General features: G+C 46.0%; 17 protein-coding genes and 1 other RNA gene. 8 read left to right on the top strand and 10 right to left on the bottom strand.

Annotated features, from left to right (window positions below; genetic code table 11):
- Window positions 1-210 precede the first annotated feature (210 nt).
- The 4 genes from rpiB (at window position 211) to VNM22_08490 (ending at window position 5,095) form a co-directional block, all read left to right on the top strand.
- Complete coding sequence (gene rpiB / locus VNM22_08505) at window positions 211-675, top strand: ribose 5-phosphate isomerase B (GenBank protein ID HWP47185.1); 465 nt, start codon at window positions 211-213, stop codon at window positions 673-675.
- Window positions 676-682: 7 nt separating this feature from the next.
- Window positions 683-1,669: a glucokinase gene (glk, locus tag VNM22_08500; GenBank protein HWP47184.1), complete on the top strand. Its 987-nt coding sequence runs from the start codon at window positions 683-685 to the stop codon at window positions 1,667-1,669.
- A 221-nt stretch (window positions 1,670-1,890) separates the two neighbouring features.
- Window positions 1,891-3,312 (top strand): class II fumarate hydratase, encoded by a 1,422-nt coding sequence (fumC, locus tag VNM22_08495; protein HWP47183.1) that lies wholly within the window; start codon window positions 1,891-1,893, stop codon window positions 3,310-3,312.
- Between the two features lie 37 nt (window positions 3,313-3,349).
- A complete protein-coding gene (locus tag VNM22_08490; protein ID HWP47182.1) occupies window positions 3,350-5,095 on the top strand; it encodes a bifunctional transaldolase/phosoglucose isomerase in 1,746 nt (581 codons plus the stop codon).
- 537 nt (window positions 5,096-5,632) lie between these two features.
- On the opposite strand, the gene VNM22_08485 is transcribed toward VNM22_08490, so the two are convergent.
- From VNM22_08485 to VNM22_08455, 7 genes are all read right to left on the bottom strand, one after another.
- Entirely contained in the window at window positions 5,633-6,616 is a 984-nt protein-coding gene (locus VNM22_08485; GenBank protein ID HWP47181.1) for an acetyl-CoA carboxylase carboxyltransferase subunit alpha, read from the bottom strand.
- A complete protein-coding gene (locus tag VNM22_08480) occupies window positions 6,604-8,346 on the bottom strand; it encodes a DNA polymerase (GenBank protein ID HWP47180.1) in 1,743 nt (580 codons plus the stop codon). Before VNM22_08480 ends, VNM22_08485 begins: the two co-directional genes overlap by 13 nt.
- A gap of 162 nt (window positions 8,347-8,508) precedes the next feature.
- Window positions 8,509-9,339, bottom strand: coding sequence for a hypothetical protein (locus tag VNM22_08475; GenBank protein HWP47179.1), 831 nt, complete (start codon window positions 9,337-9,339; stop codon window positions 8,509-8,511).
- 66 nt (window positions 9,340-9,405) lie between these two features.
- On the bottom strand, window positions 9,406-10,461 hold the full coding sequence (locus tag VNM22_08470; GenBank protein HWP47178.1) for an aminoglycoside phosphotransferase family protein: 1,056 nt from the start codon (window positions 10,459-10,461) through the stop codon (window positions 9,406-9,408).
- A 73-nt stretch (window positions 10,462-10,534) separates the two neighbouring features.
- On the bottom strand, window positions 10,535-11,137 hold the full coding sequence (locus VNM22_08465) for a hypothetical protein (protein ID HWP47177.1): 603 nt from the start codon (window positions 11,135-11,137) through the stop codon (window positions 10,535-10,537).
- Window positions 11,138-11,256: 119 nt separating this feature from the next.
- Entirely contained in the window at window positions 11,257-12,123 is an 867-nt protein-coding gene (locus VNM22_08460) for an RNA polymerase sigma factor RpoD/SigA (protein ID HWP47176.1), read from the bottom strand.
- 265 nt (window positions 12,124-12,388) lie between these two features.
- Window positions 12,389-12,763: a hypothetical protein gene (locus tag VNM22_08455; GenBank protein HWP47175.1), complete on the bottom strand. Its 375-nt coding sequence runs from the start codon at window positions 12,761-12,763 to the stop codon at window positions 12,389-12,391.
- Between the two features lie 283 nt (window positions 12,764-13,046).
- Between VNM22_08455 and VNM22_08450 the strand changes: the two genes are divergently transcribed.
- Complete coding sequence (locus VNM22_08450; protein HWP47174.1) at window positions 13,047-13,649, top strand: hypothetical protein; 603 nt, start codon at window positions 13,047-13,049, stop codon at window positions 13,647-13,649.
- Between the two features lie 345 nt (window positions 13,650-13,994).
- Here the strand turns inward: VNM22_08450 and VNM22_08445 are convergent, their stop codons facing one another.
- Together VNM22_08445 and VNM22_08440 are read right to left on the bottom strand one after the other, a co-directional pair.
- Window positions 13,995-14,162 carry a DUF1328 domain-containing protein gene (locus tag VNM22_08445; GenBank protein HWP47173.1) on the bottom strand — a complete coding sequence of 56 codons (168 nt, stop codon included), beginning with the start codon at window positions 14,160-14,162 and terminating at the stop codon, window positions 13,995-13,997.
- Between the two features lie 408 nt (window positions 14,163-14,570).
- Window positions 14,571-16,406, bottom strand: a complete 1,836-nt coding sequence (locus VNM22_08440) for a DUF5939 domain-containing protein (protein ID HWP47172.1) — start codon at window positions 16,404-16,406, stop codon at window positions 14,571-14,573.
- A gap of 249 nt (window positions 16,407-16,655) precedes the next feature.
- Here VNM22_08440 and rnpB point away from each other — a divergent pair.
- Together rnpB and VNM22_08430 are read left to right on the top strand one after the other, a co-directional pair.
- Window positions 16,656-17,089: RNase P RNA component class A (gene rnpB, locus VNM22_08435), an RNA gene on the top strand.
- A 95-nt stretch (window positions 17,090-17,184) separates the two neighbouring features.
- Window positions 17,185-17,805, top strand: coding sequence for an outer membrane beta-barrel protein (locus VNM22_08430; GenBank protein ID HWP47171.1), 621 nt, complete (start codon window positions 17,185-17,187; stop codon window positions 17,803-17,805).
- A 158-nt stretch (window positions 17,806-17,963) separates the two neighbouring features.
- Here VNM22_08430 and VNM22_08425 read toward each other — a convergent pair whose 3' ends face one another.
- Entirely contained in the window at window positions 17,964-18,668 is a 705-nt protein-coding gene (locus tag VNM22_08425) for a HEAT repeat domain-containing protein (GenBank protein ID HWP47170.1), read from the bottom strand.
- Window positions 18,669-18,829: 161 nt separating this feature from the next.
- Between VNM22_08425 and VNM22_08420 the strand changes: the two genes are divergently transcribed.
- Entirely contained in the window at window positions 18,830-21,382 is a 2,553-nt protein-coding gene (locus tag VNM22_08420; protein ID HWP47169.1) for an alginate lyase family protein, read from the top strand.
- Window positions 21,383-21,409 lie beyond the last annotated feature (27 nt).

Here is a 21,409-nt window from a genome sequence, read left to right as displayed (position 1 = left end):
CTACTAGTAATATAAAACTTGAGTCTATCTTTATCAAGTTATTTTCATAAAATTTTTTAAGTTTGGAAGAAATCCGGCAGAAATGTCTTGGCACTTTTCACTTGACTGGATTCGTCACTATATTATCCTCAGAAAGAGGATAAAAATCGCAACCCAAGGAATCTCCGTGGAGGAGATATTAACCTTTTGAAGAAGGAATGAAGGACATCTATGCGAATTGCCATAGGTGCTGATCATGCAGGGTTCGAACTAAAAGAGAATATAAAAGCTTTTCTGACTCAATTGAGCTATCAGGTGATCGATCTAGGAACTTATAGCTCAGATCCCGTTGATTATCCAGACTATGCCGAGGCGGTTGGACGTGCCCTCCTCGAAGGCCAGGCAGATCGTGGTATTGTAATTTGTGGTAGCGGTGTAGGGGCATCGGTGGCAGCCAACAAGATTCCCGGTATTCGTGCAGGTCTTTGTCATGATACCTACTCGGCTCATCAGGGCGTGGAACACGATAATATGAATGTATTGGTGCTGGGTGCGCGGGTGATCGGGGTAGAGATGGCCCGGGAGTTAGTCTGTGCCTATGTAAAAGCCAGTTTTAGTGGAGAGGAACGGCATTGCCGGCGATTGGCTAAGGTAAGTGCCTTGGAAAAGCGTTACGCCGATCAGGCAAAATCTTGAGGAAATTATGATTCTTGCAGGGGATATTGGAGGGACTTCCACACGGCTGGCTTTCTTCAAGGTCAGAAACAGACGCCTGGAGATGGTCCTAGAAAAAACGTATCCCAGTCCGGAATATGCAGGTCTTACCGAAATTGTAACCACGTTTATCTCCGACCATAAACTCCCCATTGACCTGGCCTGCTTTGGCATTGCAGGGCCTGTTCGGCAGGGGCGTGTAGAAACCCCAAATCTGGCCTGGGTGGTGGAAGCCGAGGATCTGGCCCATGCATTGGGTTTGGAGACCGTAAACCTTATCAATGATTTAGAAGCCCATGCCTATGGTATCGCCGTCCTTAAGCCCCAGGATTTTGTCGTTCTCAACCCAGGGGTTCCAGAAGCCACAGGAAACGCTGCCGTTATCTCTGCCGGAACCGGACTCGGTGAAGCCGGATTGTACTGGGATGGCAAACAACATCGCCCCTTTGCCTGTGAAGGAGGTCATACCGATTTCGCACCTCAAAATGATCTGGAAATAGAACTCCTGCGTTATCTGCTGACAAAATTTGAGCATGTCAGTTATGAACGGGTCCTCTCAGGGCCCGGCCTGTACAATATTTACCAATTCTTGCGGGATACGGGACGTGGTCAAGAAATTGCCTGGATTGCCGAGGCCATGCGCCAGCAGGATCCTTCTACCGTTATCTCACAGGCTGCCCTGACCGGTAAATGCCGATTATGCATCCAGGCCTTGGATCTCTTTGTAACCATTTATGGGGCAGAAGCCGGTAACCTCGCCCTGAAAATCATGGCAACCGCCGGTATCTTTCTCGGAGGTGGGATTGCACCCAAGATCCTATCGAAGTTAAAAGGCCCTCTGTTCAGGAAGGCATTTACTGCAAAAGGCCGACTCAGTCCCCTGCTCGAAGCCATTCCGGTACGGGTTATTCTGAACGATAAGACGGCCCTATGGGGTGCAGCCCGTTATGCGGCCTTACAGGCTTCAGGGTTGTAGTTTAGAAGCCAGAGGTCAGAAGTCAGGAGTCCGAAGTCAGAAGTCAAAAATTAAGATCTGAGAAATCAGAAAGGAGTCCCTAGTGAACGGCGAATGGGTTCCACTTCCCCTTCACAATTGGCTACAGGTTAAAAATCTAAACATAAGGAAAGGTTTTCCCCCTGTGAGGAATTTTGTTCTGAGTTCTGACTCCTGACCCTGGACCCTTCAGGAGATGGAGAATGATGTCAGATCAAGCTTCCTCATCAAAGATGGCCATACGTATTGAAACCGATAGTATGGGTGCGATTGAAGTACCCGCAGATCGTTATTACGGAGCACAAACTGCGCGTTCATTGATTCATTTTGCCATCGGCCAGGATACCATGCCTAGGCCAATTATTTGGGCTTTTGGGATTCTCAAAAAAGCTGCCGCAGAGGTAAATCGAGATCTGGGTAAACTCCCTCCGGACAAAGCCAGACTCATTATTCAGGCGGCCGAAGAAGTCATTGAAGGCAAGCTCGATGACCATTTCCCTTTACGGGTTTGGCAGACAGGAAGTGGTACGCAAACCAACATGAACGTCAACGAAGTCATTGCCAACCGGGCCATTGAATTGGCCGGTGGGAAAATGGGAAGCAAATATCCCATCCATCCCAATGATCATGTCAACATGTCCCAATCGTCCAACGATACCTTCCCCACCGCCATGCACATTGCGGCTGCTACGGAGTTAAAACGGCGATTAATTCCAGCAGTTACCGGACTGAAGGACGCTCTGGCAGATAAAGCCAAGGAATTTGCTTCGATTATCAAGATCGGTCGTACCCACCTTCAGGATGCTATTCCTCTCACCCTGGGACAGGAGTTTTCTGGCTATGTGGCCCAACTGGAGGAGAATTTAAACCGTCTGGAAAATGTGCTGCCAGACCTCTACAAACTGGCTTTGGGAGGTACCGCCGTAGGGACAGGATTTAGTACCCATCCTGAGTTTGCCGAGCGAGGAGCTGCCAGGATCGCGGAACTTACAGGCCTTCCCTTTGTCTCGGCACCTAACAAATTTGCCTATCTTGCCGCCCACGATCCTTTGGTAATGGCTTCGGGTGCTTTGAAAACCCTGGCCTGTTCGTTGATGAAGATCGCCAACGATATCCGCTGGCTCGCCTCGGGTCCCCGATGTGGAATCAGTGAGCTTATCCTACCGGAGAATGAACCGGGCTCATCGATTATGCCCGGCAAGGTAAATCCCACCCAAAGTGAAGCCCTGACCATGGTCGCCGTTCAGGTAATGGGTAACGATGCAGCCATTACCTTTGCCGGCTCACAGGGTAATTTTGAATTAAACGTATTTAAACCACTTATCATTTACAACTTTCTCCACTCGGTCACCCTCTTATCCGATGCCTGTCTTCTGTTTACCAAATACTGTGTGGTCGGTATTCAACCGAACCTGCCGCAAATTCAGAAATATGTCCATAATTCCCTGATGTTGGTGACCGCCTTGAGTCCGTATATCGGTTATGATAAAGCTGCCCAGGTCGCCCATAAGGCCTACAAAGAGGGTAAAACCTTACGGGAAGCCTGTATTGAATTGGGGTATCTATCCGGCGAAGAGTTTGATCGACTCGTTCGCCCGGAAGAAATGATCGGGCCTCGGGCCTAAACCGAAAAGCCCTCTGGAATCCCAGGAGATGAAAAATATGGAAGCCGTTTCTACCTATCGCATCAACCGTCAAACTTTCAAACTATCCGAGGACCTCACCGCTGCTGTTAAGACATCCCTCGAAGCCTGGCAGAGAGAGGATAAGGTCAGGCGGTTGTGGGCACGGGATGCCTCTCTCTGGACGGGAACCGAAGAGGGAAACTGGCTGGGATGGTTAGAGATTACGGCAGATCAACTGGCACACCTCCAACGCTTTAAAAGTATTGCCGAAGAGGTGAAAAATGCCAGATTCTCCCACGCCTTGCTTTTAGGAATGGGGGGATCCAGTCTCTGTCCTGAAGTCATGAAGATGACGTTCGGTAAACAGGCCGGTTATCCCGAACTGTTGGTTCTGGATTCCACAGATCCGGCTCAAATTCACACCTTCGAAAGCAAAATCGATCTGGCCAGCACCCTGTTTATCGTATCCAGTAAGTCGGGAAGTACTCTCGAACCCAACATCTTTAAGCAGTATTTCTTCGAGCAGGTTAAACGAGTGGTCGGCGAAAAAGAAGTCGGCAACCGTTTTATTGCCATCACGGATCCGGGCTCGAAGCTGCAGCAGATGGCTGAAAAGGATGGTTTCCGTCATATTTTCTTCGGGGTACCCAGTATCGGAGGTCGGTACTCCGCCCTTTCGGATTTTGGAATGATTCCCTCTGCCATCATGGGAGTAGACGTAGAGAGGTTCTTGAGCCACACCGAAGACATGGTCCGGGCTTGTAAGCCTTCCATGCCCATCGAAGAAAACCCCGGGGTTGTGTTGGGGACTATCCTGGGAGTCCTGGCCAATCGGGGTTATGATAAGGTTACCCTCATCACTTCACCGGGCATTTATGACCTGGGGGCCTGGTTAGAGCAATTGCTTGCGGAATCAACCGGCAAAGAAGGGAAGGGGTTGATTCCTGTGGATCGTGAATCTTTGGGTTCTCCCGACGTGTATGGACAGGATCGGATCTTTATTTATATCAGGTTGGAGTCTGAGCCGGATGAGTCTCAAGATAAGGCCATAGACCGTCTCGAACAGGCCGGACAGCCAGTAGTCCGTATCTCTGTAAATGAGATCTACGATTTAGGGGAAGAGTTCTTTCGTTGGGAGATGGCAACGGCCGTTGCCGGCTCCATCTTAGGAATTAATCCCTTTGACCAGCCGGATGTGGAAGCCAGTAAAGAGGAAACGCGGAAACTAACAAGCGAATATGAACGAACCGGTGCACTTCCGCCGGAAATTCCGATTCTGGAAGAGGGTAGTCTCCAGCTCTTTACCGATGAGAAGAACGCCAGAGCGCTGAAAGAAGCCGTAGAGTCGGACCCATCATTGGTAACTTATCTTAAAGCCCACTTAAATCGACTCCAGGCGAACGACTATTTTGCAGTTCTGGCCTACGTGGAAATGAATGAGGCTCACGAGAAACTCCTGCAAGCTCTGCGACATGCCGTGCGGGACGCCAAACAGGTAGCCACCTGCCTGGGCTTTGGGCCTCGTTTCTTACACTCTACCGGTCAGGTTTATAAAGGGGGACCGAACCGGGGGGTCTTTTTACAAATTACCTGTGAAGATGCCATAGACTTGCCGGTACCCGGACAGAAATATACCTTTGGAGTGGTAAAAGCAGCCCAGGCACGGGGTGATTTCCAGGTATTGACGGAACGGGATCGACGGGCGTTGCGGGTCCATCTGGGTAAAGAGGTAAGGACCGATCTGGTAAAACTGGAGACCGCTATTCGGCAAGCCTTAGTTTAAGCTTTGTAAGTCGATCCCGTTGAATTTAAAAAGATCCCTGAAGGCAGGGGATTAGATTAAGGGCTAAAGTTCTCTGGGAACGGTCCGTTAAGAAACCTCCCATCAAGGGGAGATTTCTGGTAGAAAGAAGGATCTTGAAAGATCCTTCGCTGTTTAGAGTACAGAATTCTACCTCTCTTCAAAGCCCTGGAGGGAGGCTTTCAAGGGTATTTTTGGGCTTAACCCCTTCCGACTCCCATAGGGGCCGGGATAAGAAGGTTAGCCCCGGCGGGGCCACCTGTTTAACAGGCCGCTCCTCTGGAGCTTGAAAAAATTCTGAATGACTGAAACCCCCGACTTGCGTTGGGGGGCTACCGACAATTCGCCCCCAACGGGGCTTTTCAGCTTAACCTGGCCCGTATGGGGGTAAGGGGAGAGTCGGTTCATAGGCCATTCCCACGCTCCCCCTTCCTGGGTCGGGAAGGGGTTAGGTTAGTAAAAAAATACCCTTGAAAGGGAGGGGGGCCGGATATTATCCCGGTTGAGAGTCCCGGGCCATTATCCTTCCTCAAATACACCCATGGCACGGAATTTTTGATATCGCTGCTCGACCAGTTCTTCCGGGGTGAACAGGTCCAGCTCTTTGAGATGCCGTTTAAGGGCTTCTCGAAGGATAGAGGCCATCTCATCGTGGTTTTTATGGGCTCCTCCCAGGGGTTCCTTTACAATCTCATCGATAACTCCTAAAGCCATCAGGTGGTTGGCGGTAAGGCAGAGCCTTTCAGCCGCTTCGGGGGCTTTGGTTTGATCTTCCCAGAGTATCGCAGCACAGCCTTCCGGGGAAATAACCGAGTAAATGGAATTTTCAAGCATGAGTACCCGATTACCGACTCCTAAAGCTAAAGCCCCTCCACTTCCCCCTTCACCGATGATGACCACGAGGATAGGAACCTGAAGCTTCGACATCTCCAGAAGATTAACCGCAATGGCCTCGGCCTGCCCTCGTTCCTCGGCACCGATACCCGGATAAGCTCCCGGGGTATCGATCATGGTAATGATGGGTTTCTTAAATTTTTCGGCCAGTTTCATTAACCGCAAAGCTTTTCGATACCCCTCCGGGTGAGGCATACCAAAGTTGCGAACAATATTTTCCTTGGTTGTTCGTCCCTTCTGGTGCCCGATAAACACAACGGATCGTCCATCTAGCTTGGCCAATCCTCCCACGATGGCCTTATCATCGCCAAAGTGACGATCTCCATGAAGTTCTATAAAATCCGTTGTTATCCGGCTTATATAATCTAAAAAATAAGGCCGATTGGGATGTCGGGCTACCTGCGTTCTTTCCCAATCGGTAAGTTTAGAGAAAATCTCCTGGGTTAAGACGCTGGCTTTCTTTTCTAATTTTCGAATCTCTTCAGAAAAATCTACCTCTTCCCCGATAGAAAGCCGTTTAAGTTCCGCGATCTTATTTTCAATTTCGATGATCTTCTTCTCGAAACTTAATTCGTAGGTTGCGCCCATGGCTTCACCTATTTCTTCCAAAATTCGGCCACCTCGTACTCGACTTCAACGGGAACCTTGGTCAGATAATATTTCCCAGCCTTAACCATACAATCATGCACGAGTTTTCCAACTTCTTCGGCAATCTCCTCTGCACTTTCCACCACAATCTCATCATGAACGGTGTTCACCAGTAAAGCATCCAGATTACGTTTTTTAAACTCTTCTCGTATATAGACCAGGGCCAGTTTGGTCATATCTGCATTGGTACCCTGAATAGGTGCATTCTTTGCTTTACGTTCAATGGCCGCACGCTCCCTGGGATTGGAATGAATCTGGGAAATATCGTAATACCGTTTTCGTCCTCCGATGGTTTCCGAATAACCTTCTTTTAAGGCTTTTTTCGCTGCATTATCTAAAAACTTTTTAATTTTAGGATAGGTTTTAAAGTATTGATTGAGGAGTTTTTCAGCTTCTTTCTCGGAGCAGCCGACCAGAGTGGCTAAACCTTGCGCACCCATCCCGTAGGCCAGACCAAAATTAATAAATTTAGCCTGTTTCCGTAACTCAGGGTTCTCAGTCTTACTGACCGGTTTGTTAAACATGGTAGACGCTACAATGGCATGTAAATCTCCCCCTTCATGGAAGGTTTTCAAGAAAACAGGATCCTCACTCAATTCTGCAATAATTCGTAATTCACAACCGCTATAATCGCAGGTGATGATCTTTCGTCCCGGGGGGGCTACAAACGCGCTTCGGAACTCAGATTCTGCCTTGATATTTTGAAGGTTTGGGTTGGTACAGGAAACACGGCCACTTTCTGCTCCAAGCTGTTTAAAGTCACAGTGGATGCGACCTGTTTTGGGATGGATATGCTTGAGGAAACTTTCTCCATAGGTACTGAGGACTTTTTGATGCTCCCGGTAGATCAGGAGCCAATCTTTAACTTCATGCTTGATACCCATTAAGGTTTCCCGGCTGGTATCTTCCACATGGATCCCAAGATCGGCCAGGGCTTTCTTGAGCTGCTCGTCACTATCATAATTGATATCTACCCATCCAAATAAATTATCACTTTTCCGGGTCGCTTTAAAGATCCGGTCCAACTCCGCTTTAGCCTTATCTCGCTCTATCTCAGAAATTTTGATCAACTGATTCCACTTTTCCGTATCCAGGAAAAACCCATCGAACTCCATATCTCCAAATGCTGGAATAACCAAACACTCCAGTTTGGCCGTGTGTTCAAGACCCTGTTGAACGATCTTGGGTACCTGTTTTAGAAGGATTTGATACGTATGGATGATATCCCGAATGGCATAATCCAGCTGAGCTTCTGTAAAATCTCCGGTGTGGGCCATGAAACTGCTTCGTTCCGACTTATCCATGTCAATATTCAAATACTGGGCGGCCAAATCTTTGAGTCCAAAACCCCTTTCCTGCGCGCCACTGGTCAGTACCTGCTCCAGAATCATCGTATCGATCAGATTCTCCATTTTAATTCCAAACGTGCCACGAATCATTTTGTAATCAAATTTGGCATTATGTAAAACTTTGGGCTTGGGACCCTCCAGAAAAGATCTCAAGGGTTCTAGAGAAGCCTTTCGGGTATCAATGAGAAATTGTTTTGTTGGCGTTCCGATCTGGAACAAGATGACCTGATTCAGATGGGGATCCAGTCCCGTTGTCTCGGTATCTACGGCAACCAGATCCATTTTTTCCAACTCGGGAAGTATGCGGTAAAGATCCTCTGTCCTTGTAATAAGCATACCCATACCTGGAAATGTCTTAAAAGTTCAGATGAGAGAAATATTCAGAACTCCTTTTCTTTTTTTTCCTTTGTTGACCAGCTTTGATGATGCACTATAACTATTTTCAAGGAGATAGTCAAGAATTTTTGGTGGGTATTTACTTCCTGAAAGTGCCGATTCAGAATCTTAAGCCTTTTCGGGAAGGAACGAAGGGATCGGAAGATCCTTCAGATGTTTATGGCAAACGGTACAGGCCGGTAAATGATGTTTTACGGCATAGGGTTCATGGACGGTATCCAACCAGTTTAGAAATATTTTAAAGTTCCTGGAGATTTGCCCAGGGGAAGAGTGTAAGGTACCCAGTTGAAAATGGGGAGCCTCGATTTCAACGGCAAAAGGACAGGCATGGAAACGGCCCCGGGTGGTTAATACGGGATAGCAATGGGGGCACTGGCTACTCTGCTTGGGTCGGGTTGAATCCCCTCGGAAGGATTCAAAACCCCTTCCCATATCCAAAATGGCAGGATGCCCAATGGCAATAGTTCCCGGATGCTTGGATTCATATTCTTCCAGTATTTTAAGGGCCTTCTCAGGCATGGGGGGGGCACCATCTCCCGTGGTAATGGAATAGTTTAAGGAAGCGGTGGTCCGTTTTAAGGGATCGGATTCTATCATTTGAATCAATCGGGTGGCCTGGATTCCATTGGAATAGATCACAAAAGATCCCCGGAATCCTTTCTCTCTGAGATACCCCATGGCCCAGATAACGTTCTCAAAATCCAGCGTCGGTTCACCGCCGTAAAATTTAATGGTAGCCCCTTCGTGGGTACAAACCGCCTGAAGCGCTCCTTCCAAATGTTCTGAAGTATAGTTTTTGTACCAGCCCCTGGGGTTTCCTAAGACGGTACAGAACGAACACTCCCGGTTACAGAGATTTCCAGGATAAAGATGAAGTTCTATGAGCCTATCTCCTTCAATAAGACCTCTTTCACGGGATACACGTTGTTTAAAAATCATAATACATCTTCTGTCGATATCCGTTGTCTATTGCTTTTCCTCCTTTGACCGGCAACGGACCATGAGTTAATCTTCAAAATACTGTTTCTTTAACCATTCCAGAAAGTCCAGTTCCAGATGGGCCTTAACTTTCCTTAACGACTCTGGTCGCTCGATGACCTTGGTACCTTCCAGATAATCCACCATCACTGAAGCTGCCCAGGTAGTAGAGCGTAACACAATAAATGGAAGGACCAGCCGAAGATGCTCCCGAATAATAGCTTCCCTCGATTTGTCCGGACAATGATCAAAATAGGTTTTCAGGAAAAAGATTCGCTGCTCTTCACTGAGGATATAACGGTTATGCCGATATACCAAAGTCGGACAGAGAAAGTGCGATAAGTCTCCGGCTACGGTTCCGTACTCAGCCCACTCCCAATCCACCAGATAAGCCCGATCCTGGGATTCATCGATGAGCCAGTTATTAAAGGTGGCATCAATGTGATTAATTCCGTTAACCGGTTGGCTCAGCAAATAAGGTTCCTGGTCCTTTTTGATTTCCGCCTTTCGAATAAAGAATTCCAGAATCCTCTTAACCAGAGGATCTCCCTTCATACAACCCAAATATTTCTGAGCAAACCTCAGGCTTTCCCGGTAGTACAAAGTAAGGGGATGGGTATTCTTTAACAGGTGATTTTTTTCATCGGATATGGTTACGGCATGGAGTTGGGCATAGATCCTGGCACACCTGGCCAGATCGTTATCATAATTCAAGATACGTCCGGGAAGGAAGGTCATCCCCATCAAAGGGTAAGGAAATCTCTGGCAGGAGAGATCCAGATAACAGGGTTCTGCTGTAATACCCGAACCTTTAAGGTATTCTAAGGTTTTATATTCATAGGCAATCTGTTCCACGTTGGATTTCCATCGAGAAGGAATCAAACAAAATCGAAGGACCCAGGCAGGCGAAGCTGATTCAGACGGAGAAGAAAGCTTAAAAGCCAGATTGTTTTCCCCGGCCGCCAAAAAGGTCAGGGATACAGGCTTTGCCTTCAAATCCAATATCTCTCGAAGCGATTGATTTTCCGCTACATATCGGGCAAGTAAAGGTTGAAACTGATGGGCCAGTTGATATACCTCCATATATTATAAAGTTGCTCCTGTTTGAGAAAGCTTACAACTTTTTTAAAAAGGTTATTAGGATAAATGGGTTTCTCTAAGGAAGAGAATGAGAAAATACAAAACGCCAAAAAACAGGACCTCCCCATAAGGAAGCATTGGCTAAAACTAATAAGACCTTGCCCCATCCGGTCTTTATATATCTGAACACAGGAAAAGAGATGACCAACATGAGGAAAGACTCAAAAATGTAAAAATATTGACCAAAACTCCCCGGGTCCCAATAAGAGATGGGAGAGATAAATTTATACGAACTCAAGGGAAAGAAATGGGCATGGCCATCTTCTTGATGGACAAAAAAATCTTCGGAAAAGTGCAAGAGGCTGGCCATAAAAAAAATCCATAGGCGGGGCTTAGAAAAATAATACGCCAGTCCGGTCAGAATTAAAAAAATAGGAAAGGAGTGAAAAAGATTGAAAAGCGTCTGCCAGTCTTCCCGAAAGTAAAGGGTCTTCCAGATGATCCGGTGAGGGGTAGGAACTATCCATCGATACCAAAAGGTAAAGAATAAGATGGGAATATCTGGCAAAATAGATCCGCCTACAATGACAGAATTGAGATGATCTACAGGAATAGGCTTTTTTTCAAGGGTTTTTCTTAATAAAAAGAGATTAAGAATGGCATGACTCTGGGTATTCATAGGAGGGGGAGTTCCAAATAAAAAAACTAAGGTCTGAACCCCTACCCTACCTTCCTTATCCCTGGGGAGGGTAGGGGTTCAGACCTTTCCAGGGAAAAGAATAGCGGATAAACCTATATCTAATTCAGATAATCCCCTAAACTCTTAGCATCTGCCCGCTTTTTTAATCTTTCTTTGGCCCGCTTCTCCAACTGTCGAACCCTTTCACGGCTCAGATGTAACCTTCCCCCGATTTCTTCCAGGGTTAAAGGCCCTTCTCCATCTAGCCCAAATCGTAATCGCAGGATAGTCGCCTCTCGAGGCTCTAGCTCGTCTAGGAGTTTCCGAAGTTCCTCGATGAGGGTCTGGTTGACCACGGCCTCATCAGGTGCCAGACTATCTTTACTGGCCACAAGGTTCATCAGACTAATATTTTCATCTTCCAGCGTTGGGGCATCAAGAGATAAAGGTCGTTTCGAGAATTCCAGGATATCCCGGACCTCTTCCTCTGAAATATCCATTCGCTCGGCAATCTCCTTCGGAGTCGGTTCCCTTCCCTCTTTTTGCTGAGACAACTCGTTATAAGCCTTATCCAGTTTTAATAAAAGCCCTGCTTGCTTTAAAGGTAATCGAATGGTACGACCTTGTTCAGGTAAAGCCCGTAAAATAGACTGTCGAATCCACCACACCGCATAGGAGATAAACTTAACCTTTTTTGAAGGATCGAATCGTTTCGCCGCTTCTATAAGCCCCAAATTTCCTTCATTGATTAAATCAATCAAAGGTAAACCGCATCCCTGGTAACTCTGAGCCACCTTCACTACAAATTTTAAGTTTCCTTCTACCAGGCGACGCATGGCTTCTGAATCCCCTTTCTGAATTCTCTCGGCTAACTCCTGCTCCTCCTTTCTGGTAGTGGTAGGGATTTTCCCAATATCCTGGAGATAAAACCACAAGCTTTTATCCTGGGAAACCCCTGCCATGGTTTTGATTTTTAAAGTTTTCATAACTCTCCTTTCCTTTAAGGATATTTTGTATCCTACGCCTCCTTTCCTGATGATTTGGTTAAATATGTGATAGATATGTGGCACAAAATGAAGGCGAGGAATTAGAATCCTCGCCCTTTAAAATCTAGGGATGTAGAATATTAATATATGGAATATAAATTATTTTGTCAATACCCATTCTAAATAATATCAATAAATAATACTTTAGCATAAGATATTATCAAACCTGGCCGTTAAAGGGACACTTTTCTTTTTATTCCAAAGTTTAATCTTCAACTTTTTCTATCAACCGCTCAATCAAATCCACCACATCCCCGATCCTGAAAGGACGTTTCAGGATGGCGGCCCATTCAAATCCTTTAATTAAAGGCGCGTTCAACTCCAGAGCACCACCCAGGGCAATAACTGGAATACCCAACTGTTTAAGTCTTTCTAACTCCCTGGGAGTCAGGGACTGCCCACGTAACTCCAAGACGATAATCTGAGGTTTTGGAGTCCTTGGATAGCGAAGCCATCGAAGCGCGGTAGAAATCTCCTCATACCCAATTGCATCGAATCCACGCTCAATCAACTCAGCTCGTAAGTATACCCGTGGCCAATGTTGATTGCTGATAATCCATACTAACGGCCTGACTTTCAATTTGAGATTCCTCTTTTAAAAATCAAAAAAAGTTCTTTATTAAACACCCCTGATAATTTAATTTTACAAAGTCCTTGTTTTGAAAACAAGGCTTGCAAAATCTATAAATTCTGTTAACTTTTATTCACGTTAAAAATAACGCCTATCGTTAAAGCTATGAGGGAATTCCGACTTTTGGGAGTGCAAACGTTTCCCCTGCAAATATAAGGGGTCAGAGATCTGTGCTCCAGGATACGGGTAAGATGCCTTGATCCGCCTTTGTTCTCTGGAGAGGAAATAGATTATGATAAAAAAAAGTATCCTTGGAATGGTTTACATGTTTTTTTCATTAATCATGGGAAGTTCCTTAACGGTAAGGGGTGAACCCACATGTGAAGTTGTACTTCCCAGCCCGGTTCAGGGAACGAGGGCAGGGGATCAAGTTCTGGTAAGAGGGGCCGCTTCCTTCCTTGGAGAGATAGCCAGAAAGGATCGTATTACTTTCAGATATGCGGATCTTCGAACTGTAAATCCTGAGATCGGTCCTCCAGTCTATGAAAAATTGACCCTTTATACCCAGGAATTCCGAAGTACAAAAAATATCACTTCGGAGGCCTGGCGAGAACACTTCAAAACCTATACCTCTGATCGTGTGGATTCAATGCCTCACCTGTGTGAGATTTCAAGTCCCTATATTTTCTTTGTTCAGAGTTCAATTCCTTCCCCTTTCTTTAAAGAAGGTGAAGCCATCCAGTTCAGTGTTCGGGTCGGGGTCATCTTTTTCTACGGTGAACTTCGAATTGCAGAAGTATACGATGTGATTTTTCATACCCAGGATGGAACCGGAAAAGGAAATACCGTTGAAGGGATTATCCTGAGAGATGGAAGAATTCTCAAGCAGGAATAGGACTCTGACCCCGCAGAAGTGGGAAAGTATGGGGGTATGGGAGTATGGGGGTATGGGAATATGGGAGTATGGGGGTATGGGAGTATGGGAGTGGAAGTGTAAGAGTATAAATGTACTCATTACCTCCCTATCTTCTTTTATCTCATAAACAGCTAACGCGACGTTAACTACAAAAAAATCCTGCCTTCACACTTCTACTCTACATGTACATATCCCCCACTCCCATACCTCCATACCCCCATACCCCCACATCCCACACCCCCTACTTCTACACTTTTCATGGATAAACAAAATCCCTGATTTATGGAAAAAACGTAAAAGTACAGAGTTTGGGTTCCGATTCGGTTAAACACCTGGAGTTCTTCGGCCCGTGATCAGGGATATAATAAATAAAATTAGAAAGACGAAAAACAGTACCTTTGCAATCTCTGTCGCGGTGCCTGCAATCCCACCAAAACCCAGGACCCCGGCAATAATGGCTATAATTAAGAAAGTAAGTGCCCATGATAACATCTCCCCTCACCTCCTCTCTCTCTTTTATCTTGTTGTAAATCTATTCCAGCAGGGTACTTGATTTATTCCCTCTATTACCTAATACTCCTATCAACCAGTGGAAAAGAATAACCTAAACAGGGATTCTTCCAGGTTAATGAATTCATTACTTGAGTAAGCATTTACCATGCCAACCCTTGATTCTCCAATAATACGGGTTGTTTTCACTAAATGGGATTTCGGTCTTATGGGACCTATTGGTTTAATCATAAAGAGGAGGACGATACGTTTTGGAAGGTCAGGACACAACAGAGGCTATCCAATTCAGGTAAAAAGAAAAATCCCCCATAGAGGGTTAAAAGAGACCTTGCCGATAAGTTTTTAAGGGAAGACAGAGAAGGGTTAAATAAAACCCCTGAATTAAAAAACTTATAGGACCTGCGGGCGAGATAAATAGAGACGGTAAAGGGTAAAGGTACCTTCAATCCCTTTCAACGCAGTTTGGAAGGGATCGACTTTAATTTGAAAATCTTTTAAGACTTTCTGAACCCGGGGGTCCTGGAAGAGTTCTTGGGTCAGAACGACATCCCCTCCCCGACTTTCCCGTTGAACTCGTGCTGCGATATTTACGGTTCTGCCGAAGTAATCCAGGCGATCGTTTGCATTGACTGCGATAGCAGGACCGTGGTGGATTCCAATTTTAATAATCAGTGGCGGATCAAGGGCCAAGGATCGGTTAAATTCTTCAATTTCCGATTGAATTTCTAAGGCCGCCTGGACGGCCCGTTCAGGTAAAGAAAAAACAGCCATTACCGCATCCCCAATGGTTTTTACAATAGCTCCCTCATGGCGCTTAATCCGTTGGGTAAGGAATTGAAAATGGGTACGAACCCGATTGAAGGCAGAAGTTTCTCCAACCTCTTCATAGAGGGACGTGGAACCTTTTAGATCGGTAAAGAAGACAGAAAGGTTCTCAATACCGATTTGTTGATCCGGGGCAAGCACTTCCGAGCTAAAAAGACTTCGGAATTCTTGAAGTGTGGTCACATAAGCCGCCGGGACGGCATAGGGATCCCATTGTACTTTTTCTAAAAGGGCCAGAAGAACCTTTGAGCTTTTGTTCCAGAGGCGTATTCGGACAGGACCTGGGCGATAAGTTAAAGAAGAGGTCTGCCAACCCTCTTCGCCATAGAGGAGATCTAGCGTTTCAATTTTTTCTGGAGATGGCTTCAGCATAACGATTTGATTATATCGGAATGCCCGGACCCGAAGATCTTCTTCACCAAGGGTCAAGAAAAGCTCACGCCCTGTATCCGGTGGAAGATATTGTTGGGCAAGGACGTGGGGGGTATGGGCGGGTCCTCCGATACAGTGGATTTGATAGTCCGCCCTACGAACCCGGGGATGGACCGAAAACCTGAGTTCGACGTATTGGTCAAAATTAGCTTCATAGTCAATCCCACAGGCATCACAGTGGAATCGACTGGACAGTTCTGTCAGGGTTTCATATTCTGCTTTGATGACCCGGCAATACGGGCACATAAGCTCCCAGCTCAGGTTCAGAAGGCCTATTTTTGTGGCATAAAGGAAAAGACGGAGAACTTCGTAGCGATCTGCTTTCCAAGCCTTGGCGAGGGCAAAAGGTTTCATGTGAACGATTTCCTCCTCACTCCCTTGGAGGAGAAGGTATCTTAATCGAGGAATGAGGGATTTATCTACAGGCAAGTTGGCTAATTTGGTAAACAAATTATTAAAAGAGTTGGAAGGAATCGGATTCCGCCTCTTAGGTCGAGGAAAAGGATCCCCGGCCTTAGATGGAGTGAGTGGGAGGAAGGTCTGACAGTAATTCAGGGTATCGCGGACTCCTTTGCGACCTATTAAAGGAACAAGTAGCCATCCTAAAAGGTTTCGAGGAGTTAAATGGGTGAAAATCCGTACCCGGGTTCCCCAGGTTTTCCTCTGAAGTTCGATACCACCAAAAAATCGCTCCAGAAACCCTCCCTCAAAAAGGCGTAATACGGTATACCGCTCCGGATAAATCCACTCAAAGGGATACTCTTTCCAGGTAAGGGAAAAGGTCTTGAGGAGTTGAGTTGAGGCCTTTCGATAAAAGCCTTCCTTTGCTCCGGTGGGGGGACTATAATTTATGGCAGGTAGACCGAGGGTCCGGTTGAGGTGTTCGGTGTTGCTCAAAAGATCCCAGACCTGTTCCATAGCCAAAGGGAATTCTTTTTCAACGGAAAAATACCGGGGAGAAAAGATCAAGGAAGGTCCTCCGCTTTATTTTTCTAAAAAGATTTCGTCAGGTTGAGATTTTTCGAGATTCGTTAAAGTCGTTTCTAATCTTATTATTTTACGGTTTTTTTATTCATGCGTAAACAAAAATAAGGAAAATTTCAGGGGAGGCATAAAATTTACGAAGATTTCTGTAAACCCTTTCTATGTGCGGTTTTTCTCTTGACAAATTCAGGGTTAACGGCTAGATTGAAAACGGGGATTAGTTTTGGAGAGCTTTAAGCAGGCCGGATAATCGCTGGTGCCTTCGAGGCACGAGAGGAAAGTCCGGGCTCCTCAGGGACAAGGTGCTGGGTAACACCCAGGCGGAGTGATCCGACGTCAAGTGCAACAGAGAGCAGACCAGCCTAAGCGATAACCTCACTTCCAGCCCTTTTCCTCCTGGGAGAGGGACTTCAGAGGGGAGGTTCTCGCCGGTGATGGGTGAAACGGTGGGGGGCGCAAGCCCTTAATGTAAGAGCCCACCAGCATCTGTGGTGACACAGATGGCTAGGCAAACACCACCTGGAGCAAGGCCAAATAGGGGAGTGTATCAGGAGAGTCCCGTCCTAAACTCCCGGGTAGGCCGCTGGAGGTGCCAGGTAACTGGCATCCTAGATGAATGATTATCGCCCGCAAGGGAACAGAACCCGGCTTACAGGCCTACTTAAAGCTCTTCCAATCTCCCCTTATCGCACAGGAAGTATGTAGTGGGTAGCCGTCGTGGGGAGTCAGTCGCGTCACCCCTTTACCTACAGGAGAACTTGCCATGATAAAACTTAACTACTTACCCAAAGCCCTCCCGATTTTTATTTTATTCTTTTTCTTTCCCACCTCAATTTACGCTCAAAATCTTTTTGGAAATCATTTATCCGGTGGAGTCGATGTGGGGTTTGCCAGATTTACAAACAATGATAACGGCCTGGGAACGGGATTCAGCCTTCGGGCTTACGGAGAGTATACCTTTGCACCTCACTTATCCCTCACCCTCTTCGGAGGATATATCCAATTCGATGAAAATATCACCTTAGGAAGTGGGACTTTCTCCACTACCGAACCAACCCGATTTGATGAGGCCTATGTAACCGGAGGAATTCGAGCCCGGTTGGTTTCCATAGGAGGTTTTGTTCCTTATATCCTGGGAGGTGCAGGAGTCTACAACGGACATAAAGAAATTGTAACACTCATTACCCCTGGAATCGCAGATACAACCAGAACTATTCAGAGTAACGATTTTGGATTTAATGTGGGGGGAGGCTTTGAATACTTTTTAAACAAAAATGTCTCCTTGACCCTGGAAGTCCTTCTCCATTCTATCCAGGGGGATATTGATGAGGAAATTCTCGATATTACAGGAGGGTTAAGATATATCCCCATTTCTGGGAAATAGGATTTATAAAAAGGCAAAAGGGAGAAACCCACTCCTTGATGAATTTTTAAAAATACTCCTTGGCCTGCCTCAAAGGTTTATAAAGAGGGAAAAAGCCCATTCCTTTGAACACTTCCGATATCTGCTCCCAGTTTGGTGGAAGAGGTCGCCATAAATCTTTATGGCGAGGTTTGTTGCTTTTTGAGTTGTGGAGATGGAACCCGTTTTTTAATCTTTTCAAGTGCTTTACCGGCCACCTGCCGGACAGATTTTTCGGGATCGTTTTGAACCAATCGGTCTAGTGAATCCAGGGCCCTCTCATCTCCAAACTCCCCTAAAGCCAGAGCCGCCTTCTCCCGAATAAAAGGATCCTTATCGCTGAGCATACCAATCAGAGGTTCTATAGCCCTCTCATCCTTTAAACGGCCTAAAGACGTGACGGCGGCCAGGCGAATAAAATGATCTGAATTTTTTAAAGTCTTTATTAAAGGCTCGACGGCTTGAGGATCATTTAACTTACCCAGGGCCAGGGCGGCCTCCCGGCAAACATCTTTACTTTTGTCCGTAAGGGCCTGGATCAAGGGTTGCACAGCCCTTTTATCTCCTAAGGCCCCCAGGGCATTGGCCGCATTGCGACGTACGTCACTATCTGGATCCTTTTCTAAGACCTGAATGAGGGGATCTACCCCCCGCGGATCTTTTAAAAAACCCAGTTGATTGGCCGCATCTTTACGAAGGGTCTTCTCCGGAGAATTCAATTGCGCAATCTTCTGCTCCACTTCATCCCCTTGAGCCTTTAAAATTTCTCCATAATAAAACAGGAATCCCCACAGACTGATCAAGAAGGTTAGCCCTATCCTTATACACCCTTTGTTATAAACCATGGGAGGATAAACCTTTTCCTATTTGCCCTTCACAGCCTGATCCAACAAATGAAAAACGGTCAATGGAAAAGGGTTGACTTTTTTTAATACCTTAATTAAGTTGAGCTTAAAGGAAAAAGTCAACAAAATTCTTTTTAAATTAAAGCATTCCCTGAGGTTTCATGAAGAAAATATTACAATCTTTCCTTTCCGGTGCTATCAAAAAATTTCGGGGGACCCAGCCCGACCTTCTCCAATTCGAATTGAATCGCCTTGCCCAAATGGACATCCCAAACTTTCTGAAGTGCTTTGATTTCCTCAGACTTGAACTTAGAGAGGTTCAAAAAGGCCTGGAGAAAAATGACCTTGAAAAGGCCCTAAAGAGTCTTCTCCACCACATGCAAGCGCGGCGATCTCCCTGTTTCTTCCTTAAGGGGTGGGAAAAAAATAAAATAGCCGAAGAAATTAAAGAGAAATATCCAGAAGCCTATGAAAGAACTCTAGATACTGCCGAGAAGCTTTGCAACAATCAATTTATTTTATTTCAACATTATCCCATTGAATTTGAAGGAGATATTCAATGGAATCAAAGTCCCATATCCCAGAGGGTCTGGGATGTGGGCTCCTGCCCTGATCTACACACCTTTGAGGCTTTAGCCCAGGGAGATGATATCCGTTTTATCTGGGAACTCAACCGACATCGCCATTTTCTAGATTTAGGGAGAGCCTATTGGCTGACCGATAATGAAAAGTACGTTCAAACCTTTCTTTATCACCTAGTCGGTTGGATGCATCAAAATCCTTTTCCCAGGGGAATTAATTGGGCCAACCTTCTCGAAATTTCTCTTCGCTGTCTGTTCTGGTTATTTGGTTATTTCTTCTTTGTGGCTTTTAAGCATCTGGATCCTTTATTCCATCTGAATTGGCTTCAATATATCTATTTTCATGCCTGTGCCCTGGAGGCCCATCTGAAATATGCCCCGCCTTCTAAATTACAAGAACTTATTGCTGCCACGACCGTTCTGTACTTAATCGGGGCCCTTTTTCCCGAATTCAAAAAAAGTAAAGAATGGCGGGATGAGAATATCAAAATCCTTCAGGGGGAGTTTACTCCCTATTTTCCTCCTACAACCTCGATTTTAGATAGTTCTTTAGGTGGACTTCTTCTCTTCATAGAACTTTATTTGATTCTGTTGGTTACACGAAAAGCTAACCGACTCTATTTACTTCCTCAACTAACCGGCTTAACCGAACGGGCTTTGGAACGGCTCATGGCTTTAATTAAACCCTGTGGTACACTTCCCAGGATTGGGGATGAGCAGTTAACCTGCCTATTTCGCTCCACCTCTTCGCCGGAAACCGGCTTTAGCCATCTACTTGCTGTGGGGGCAGTTCTTTTAAATCGAGGAGATTTTAAAGTTGTGGCAGCCGGCTTTCAAGAAGATGCCCTTTGGTTTTTGGGAAAGGAAGGGGCTATGGCCTACAAGGAATTACCTGCTAAAACTCCGGGCTTTACTTCAAAGGGCCTTATGGAAGCAGGCTACGCCGTCATGAGGAATGAGTGGGGACGAGAAGGTCACTATTTTTTCCTGATGCGGGGTTCCCATTCTGGATCGATCTCGGAAGTTCGGCAACTTACCCATGCCGATGCCTTGAGTTTTGAAGTGTCCAGCTTTGGAATCCCCTATGTCGTAGATGCCGGTCCCTATTCAGAAGAAACCCTTTGTAAATGGAATAGTTATTTCCGACATTATATGGCCCATAACAGTATCCTCATCGACAACCGGGGTTTAAAAGAACTGGATATTGAAGGATCCTCCAAAGTTCGGTTCCAGGCTGAGCTGGATCGCTGGGTATCTACCTGCCGATTTGATTTTGTTCGAGGGTTTCATACCGGCTACCAGAAGCTTTCATCTCCTGTTTTACATCACCGGATGGTCTTTTTTAAAAAGCCCGAGTACTGGATTCTTCATGATCTCCTGACCGGTGAAGGAACCCACCTTTTTGAACAGTATTTTCATTTTTCACCTACAAAACTGGGTGTAGATTTCGCCCAAAAGAAAGTTCAGTTAGGTCAACTCTATGATCCAACCCTGGCCATTATTCCCCTTCACGCAGATAAAATGGATGTAACGTTCCAGGCAGGGGGAGAAAACCCGGGTGATGGCTGGATCACAAATGGATATAAAAGTACCGTGGAAGCTCCGCTGGTTAAGTACAGCCGTAGCTCTTCTTTACCTACCAGTTTTAACACCATTCTCTATCCCCAGCCGCCGGCCACCGAGGTGGCCATCCTGGGTCGGGAAGGTGAAGTCCGTCAAGGAGAGTTTTTAGTTTCCGTAGATAATGCCATCGGATTGGAGTTGCAGATGACGACAGGAACCGATTACTTTGTTTTCTCCCACCAGGGTTCTCAGAAGTTATCCTTTAAAGAGTTTACCGTTGAGGGAGAGCTCTTCTTTATCCGAAAAGATACCCAGAATCATCTGGTCGAGGTTTGTGTTCACAATGGATCCCACATTTCTATAGACGACCTGGTCCTCTTTCAAGCTCCGCAACCGGTGTGGGACTTAAGTTTCGTATTTCAGGAAGATAGACTGGAACTCTGGACTACAAAAAGTATCGCGTCGGTAACCTTTCTGGCTCCCCAGGTGCAACAGGTCTTTATCAATGGCCGAAAAGGACAGTTGAAAAAAGTAAAGGGATATCTCACGGTAGAAGTTCCAAAAGTCTGATCCGAACCTGAAGTTCCGATATGGCTT

It is taken from the genome of Candidatus Limnocylindrales bacterium (genome assembly GCA_035559535.1).
GTDB lineage: Bacteria > Moduliflexota > Moduliflexia > Moduliflexales > JAUQPW01 > JAUQPW01.
The sequence above is the reverse complement of the archived record's forward strand: the minus strand, read 5'-3'. Positions and strand labels throughout refer to the sequence as shown.

What these genes read in the sequence shown, in the direction of transcription:
- rpiB (HWP47185.1), top strand. Translation starts at nt 211, where the DNA reads ATGCGAATTGCCATAGGTGCTGATCATGCAGGGTTCGAACTAAAAGAG.
- glk (HWP47184.1), top strand. Translation starts at nt 683, where the DNA reads ATGATTCTTGCAGGGGATATTGGAGGGACTTCCACACGGCTGGCTTTC.
- fumC (HWP47183.1), top strand. Translation starts at nt 1,891, where the DNA reads ATGATGTCAGATCAAGCTTCCTCATCAAAGATGGCCATACGTATTGAA.
- VNM22_08490 (HWP47182.1), top strand. Translation starts at nt 3,350, where the DNA reads ATGGAAGCCGTTTCTACCTATCGCATCAACCGTCAAACTTTCAAACTA.
- VNM22_08480 (HWP47180.1), bottom strand. Translation starts at nt 8,346, where the DNA reads ATGGGTATGCTTATTACAAGGACAGAGGATCTTTACCGCATACTTCCC.
- VNM22_08475 (HWP47179.1), bottom strand. Translation starts at nt 9,339, where the DNA reads ATGATTTTTAAACAACGTGTATCCCGTGAAAGAGGTCTTATTGAAGGA.
- VNM22_08470 (HWP47178.1), bottom strand. Translation starts at nt 10,461, where the DNA reads ATGGAGGTATATCAACTGGCCCATCAGTTTCAACCTTTACTTGCCCGA.
- VNM22_08465 (HWP47177.1), bottom strand. Translation starts at nt 11,137, where the DNA reads ATGAATACCCAGAGTCATGCCATTCTTAATCTCTTTTTATTAAGAAAA.
- VNM22_08460 (HWP47176.1), bottom strand. Translation starts at nt 12,123, where the DNA reads ATGAAAACTTTAAAAATCAAAACCATGGCAGGGGTTTCCCAGGATAAA.
- VNM22_08450 (HWP47174.1), top strand. Translation starts at nt 13,047, where the DNA reads ATGATAAAAAAAAGTATCCTTGGAATGGTTTACATGTTTTTTTCATTA.
- VNM22_08445 (HWP47173.1), bottom strand. Translation starts at nt 14,162, where the DNA reads ATGTTATCATGGGCACTTACTTTCTTAATTATAGCCATTATTGCCGGG.
- VNM22_08430 (HWP47171.1), top strand. Translation starts at nt 17,185, where the DNA reads ATGATAAAACTTAACTACTTACCCAAAGCCCTCCCGATTTTTATTTTA.
- VNM22_08425 (HWP47170.1), bottom strand. Translation starts at nt 18,668, where the DNA reads ATGGTTTATAACAAAGGGTGTATAAGGATAGGGCTAACCTTCTTGATC.
- VNM22_08420 (HWP47169.1), top strand. Translation starts at nt 18,830, where the DNA reads ATGAAGAAAATATTACAATCTTTCCTTTCCGGTGCTATCAAAAAATTT.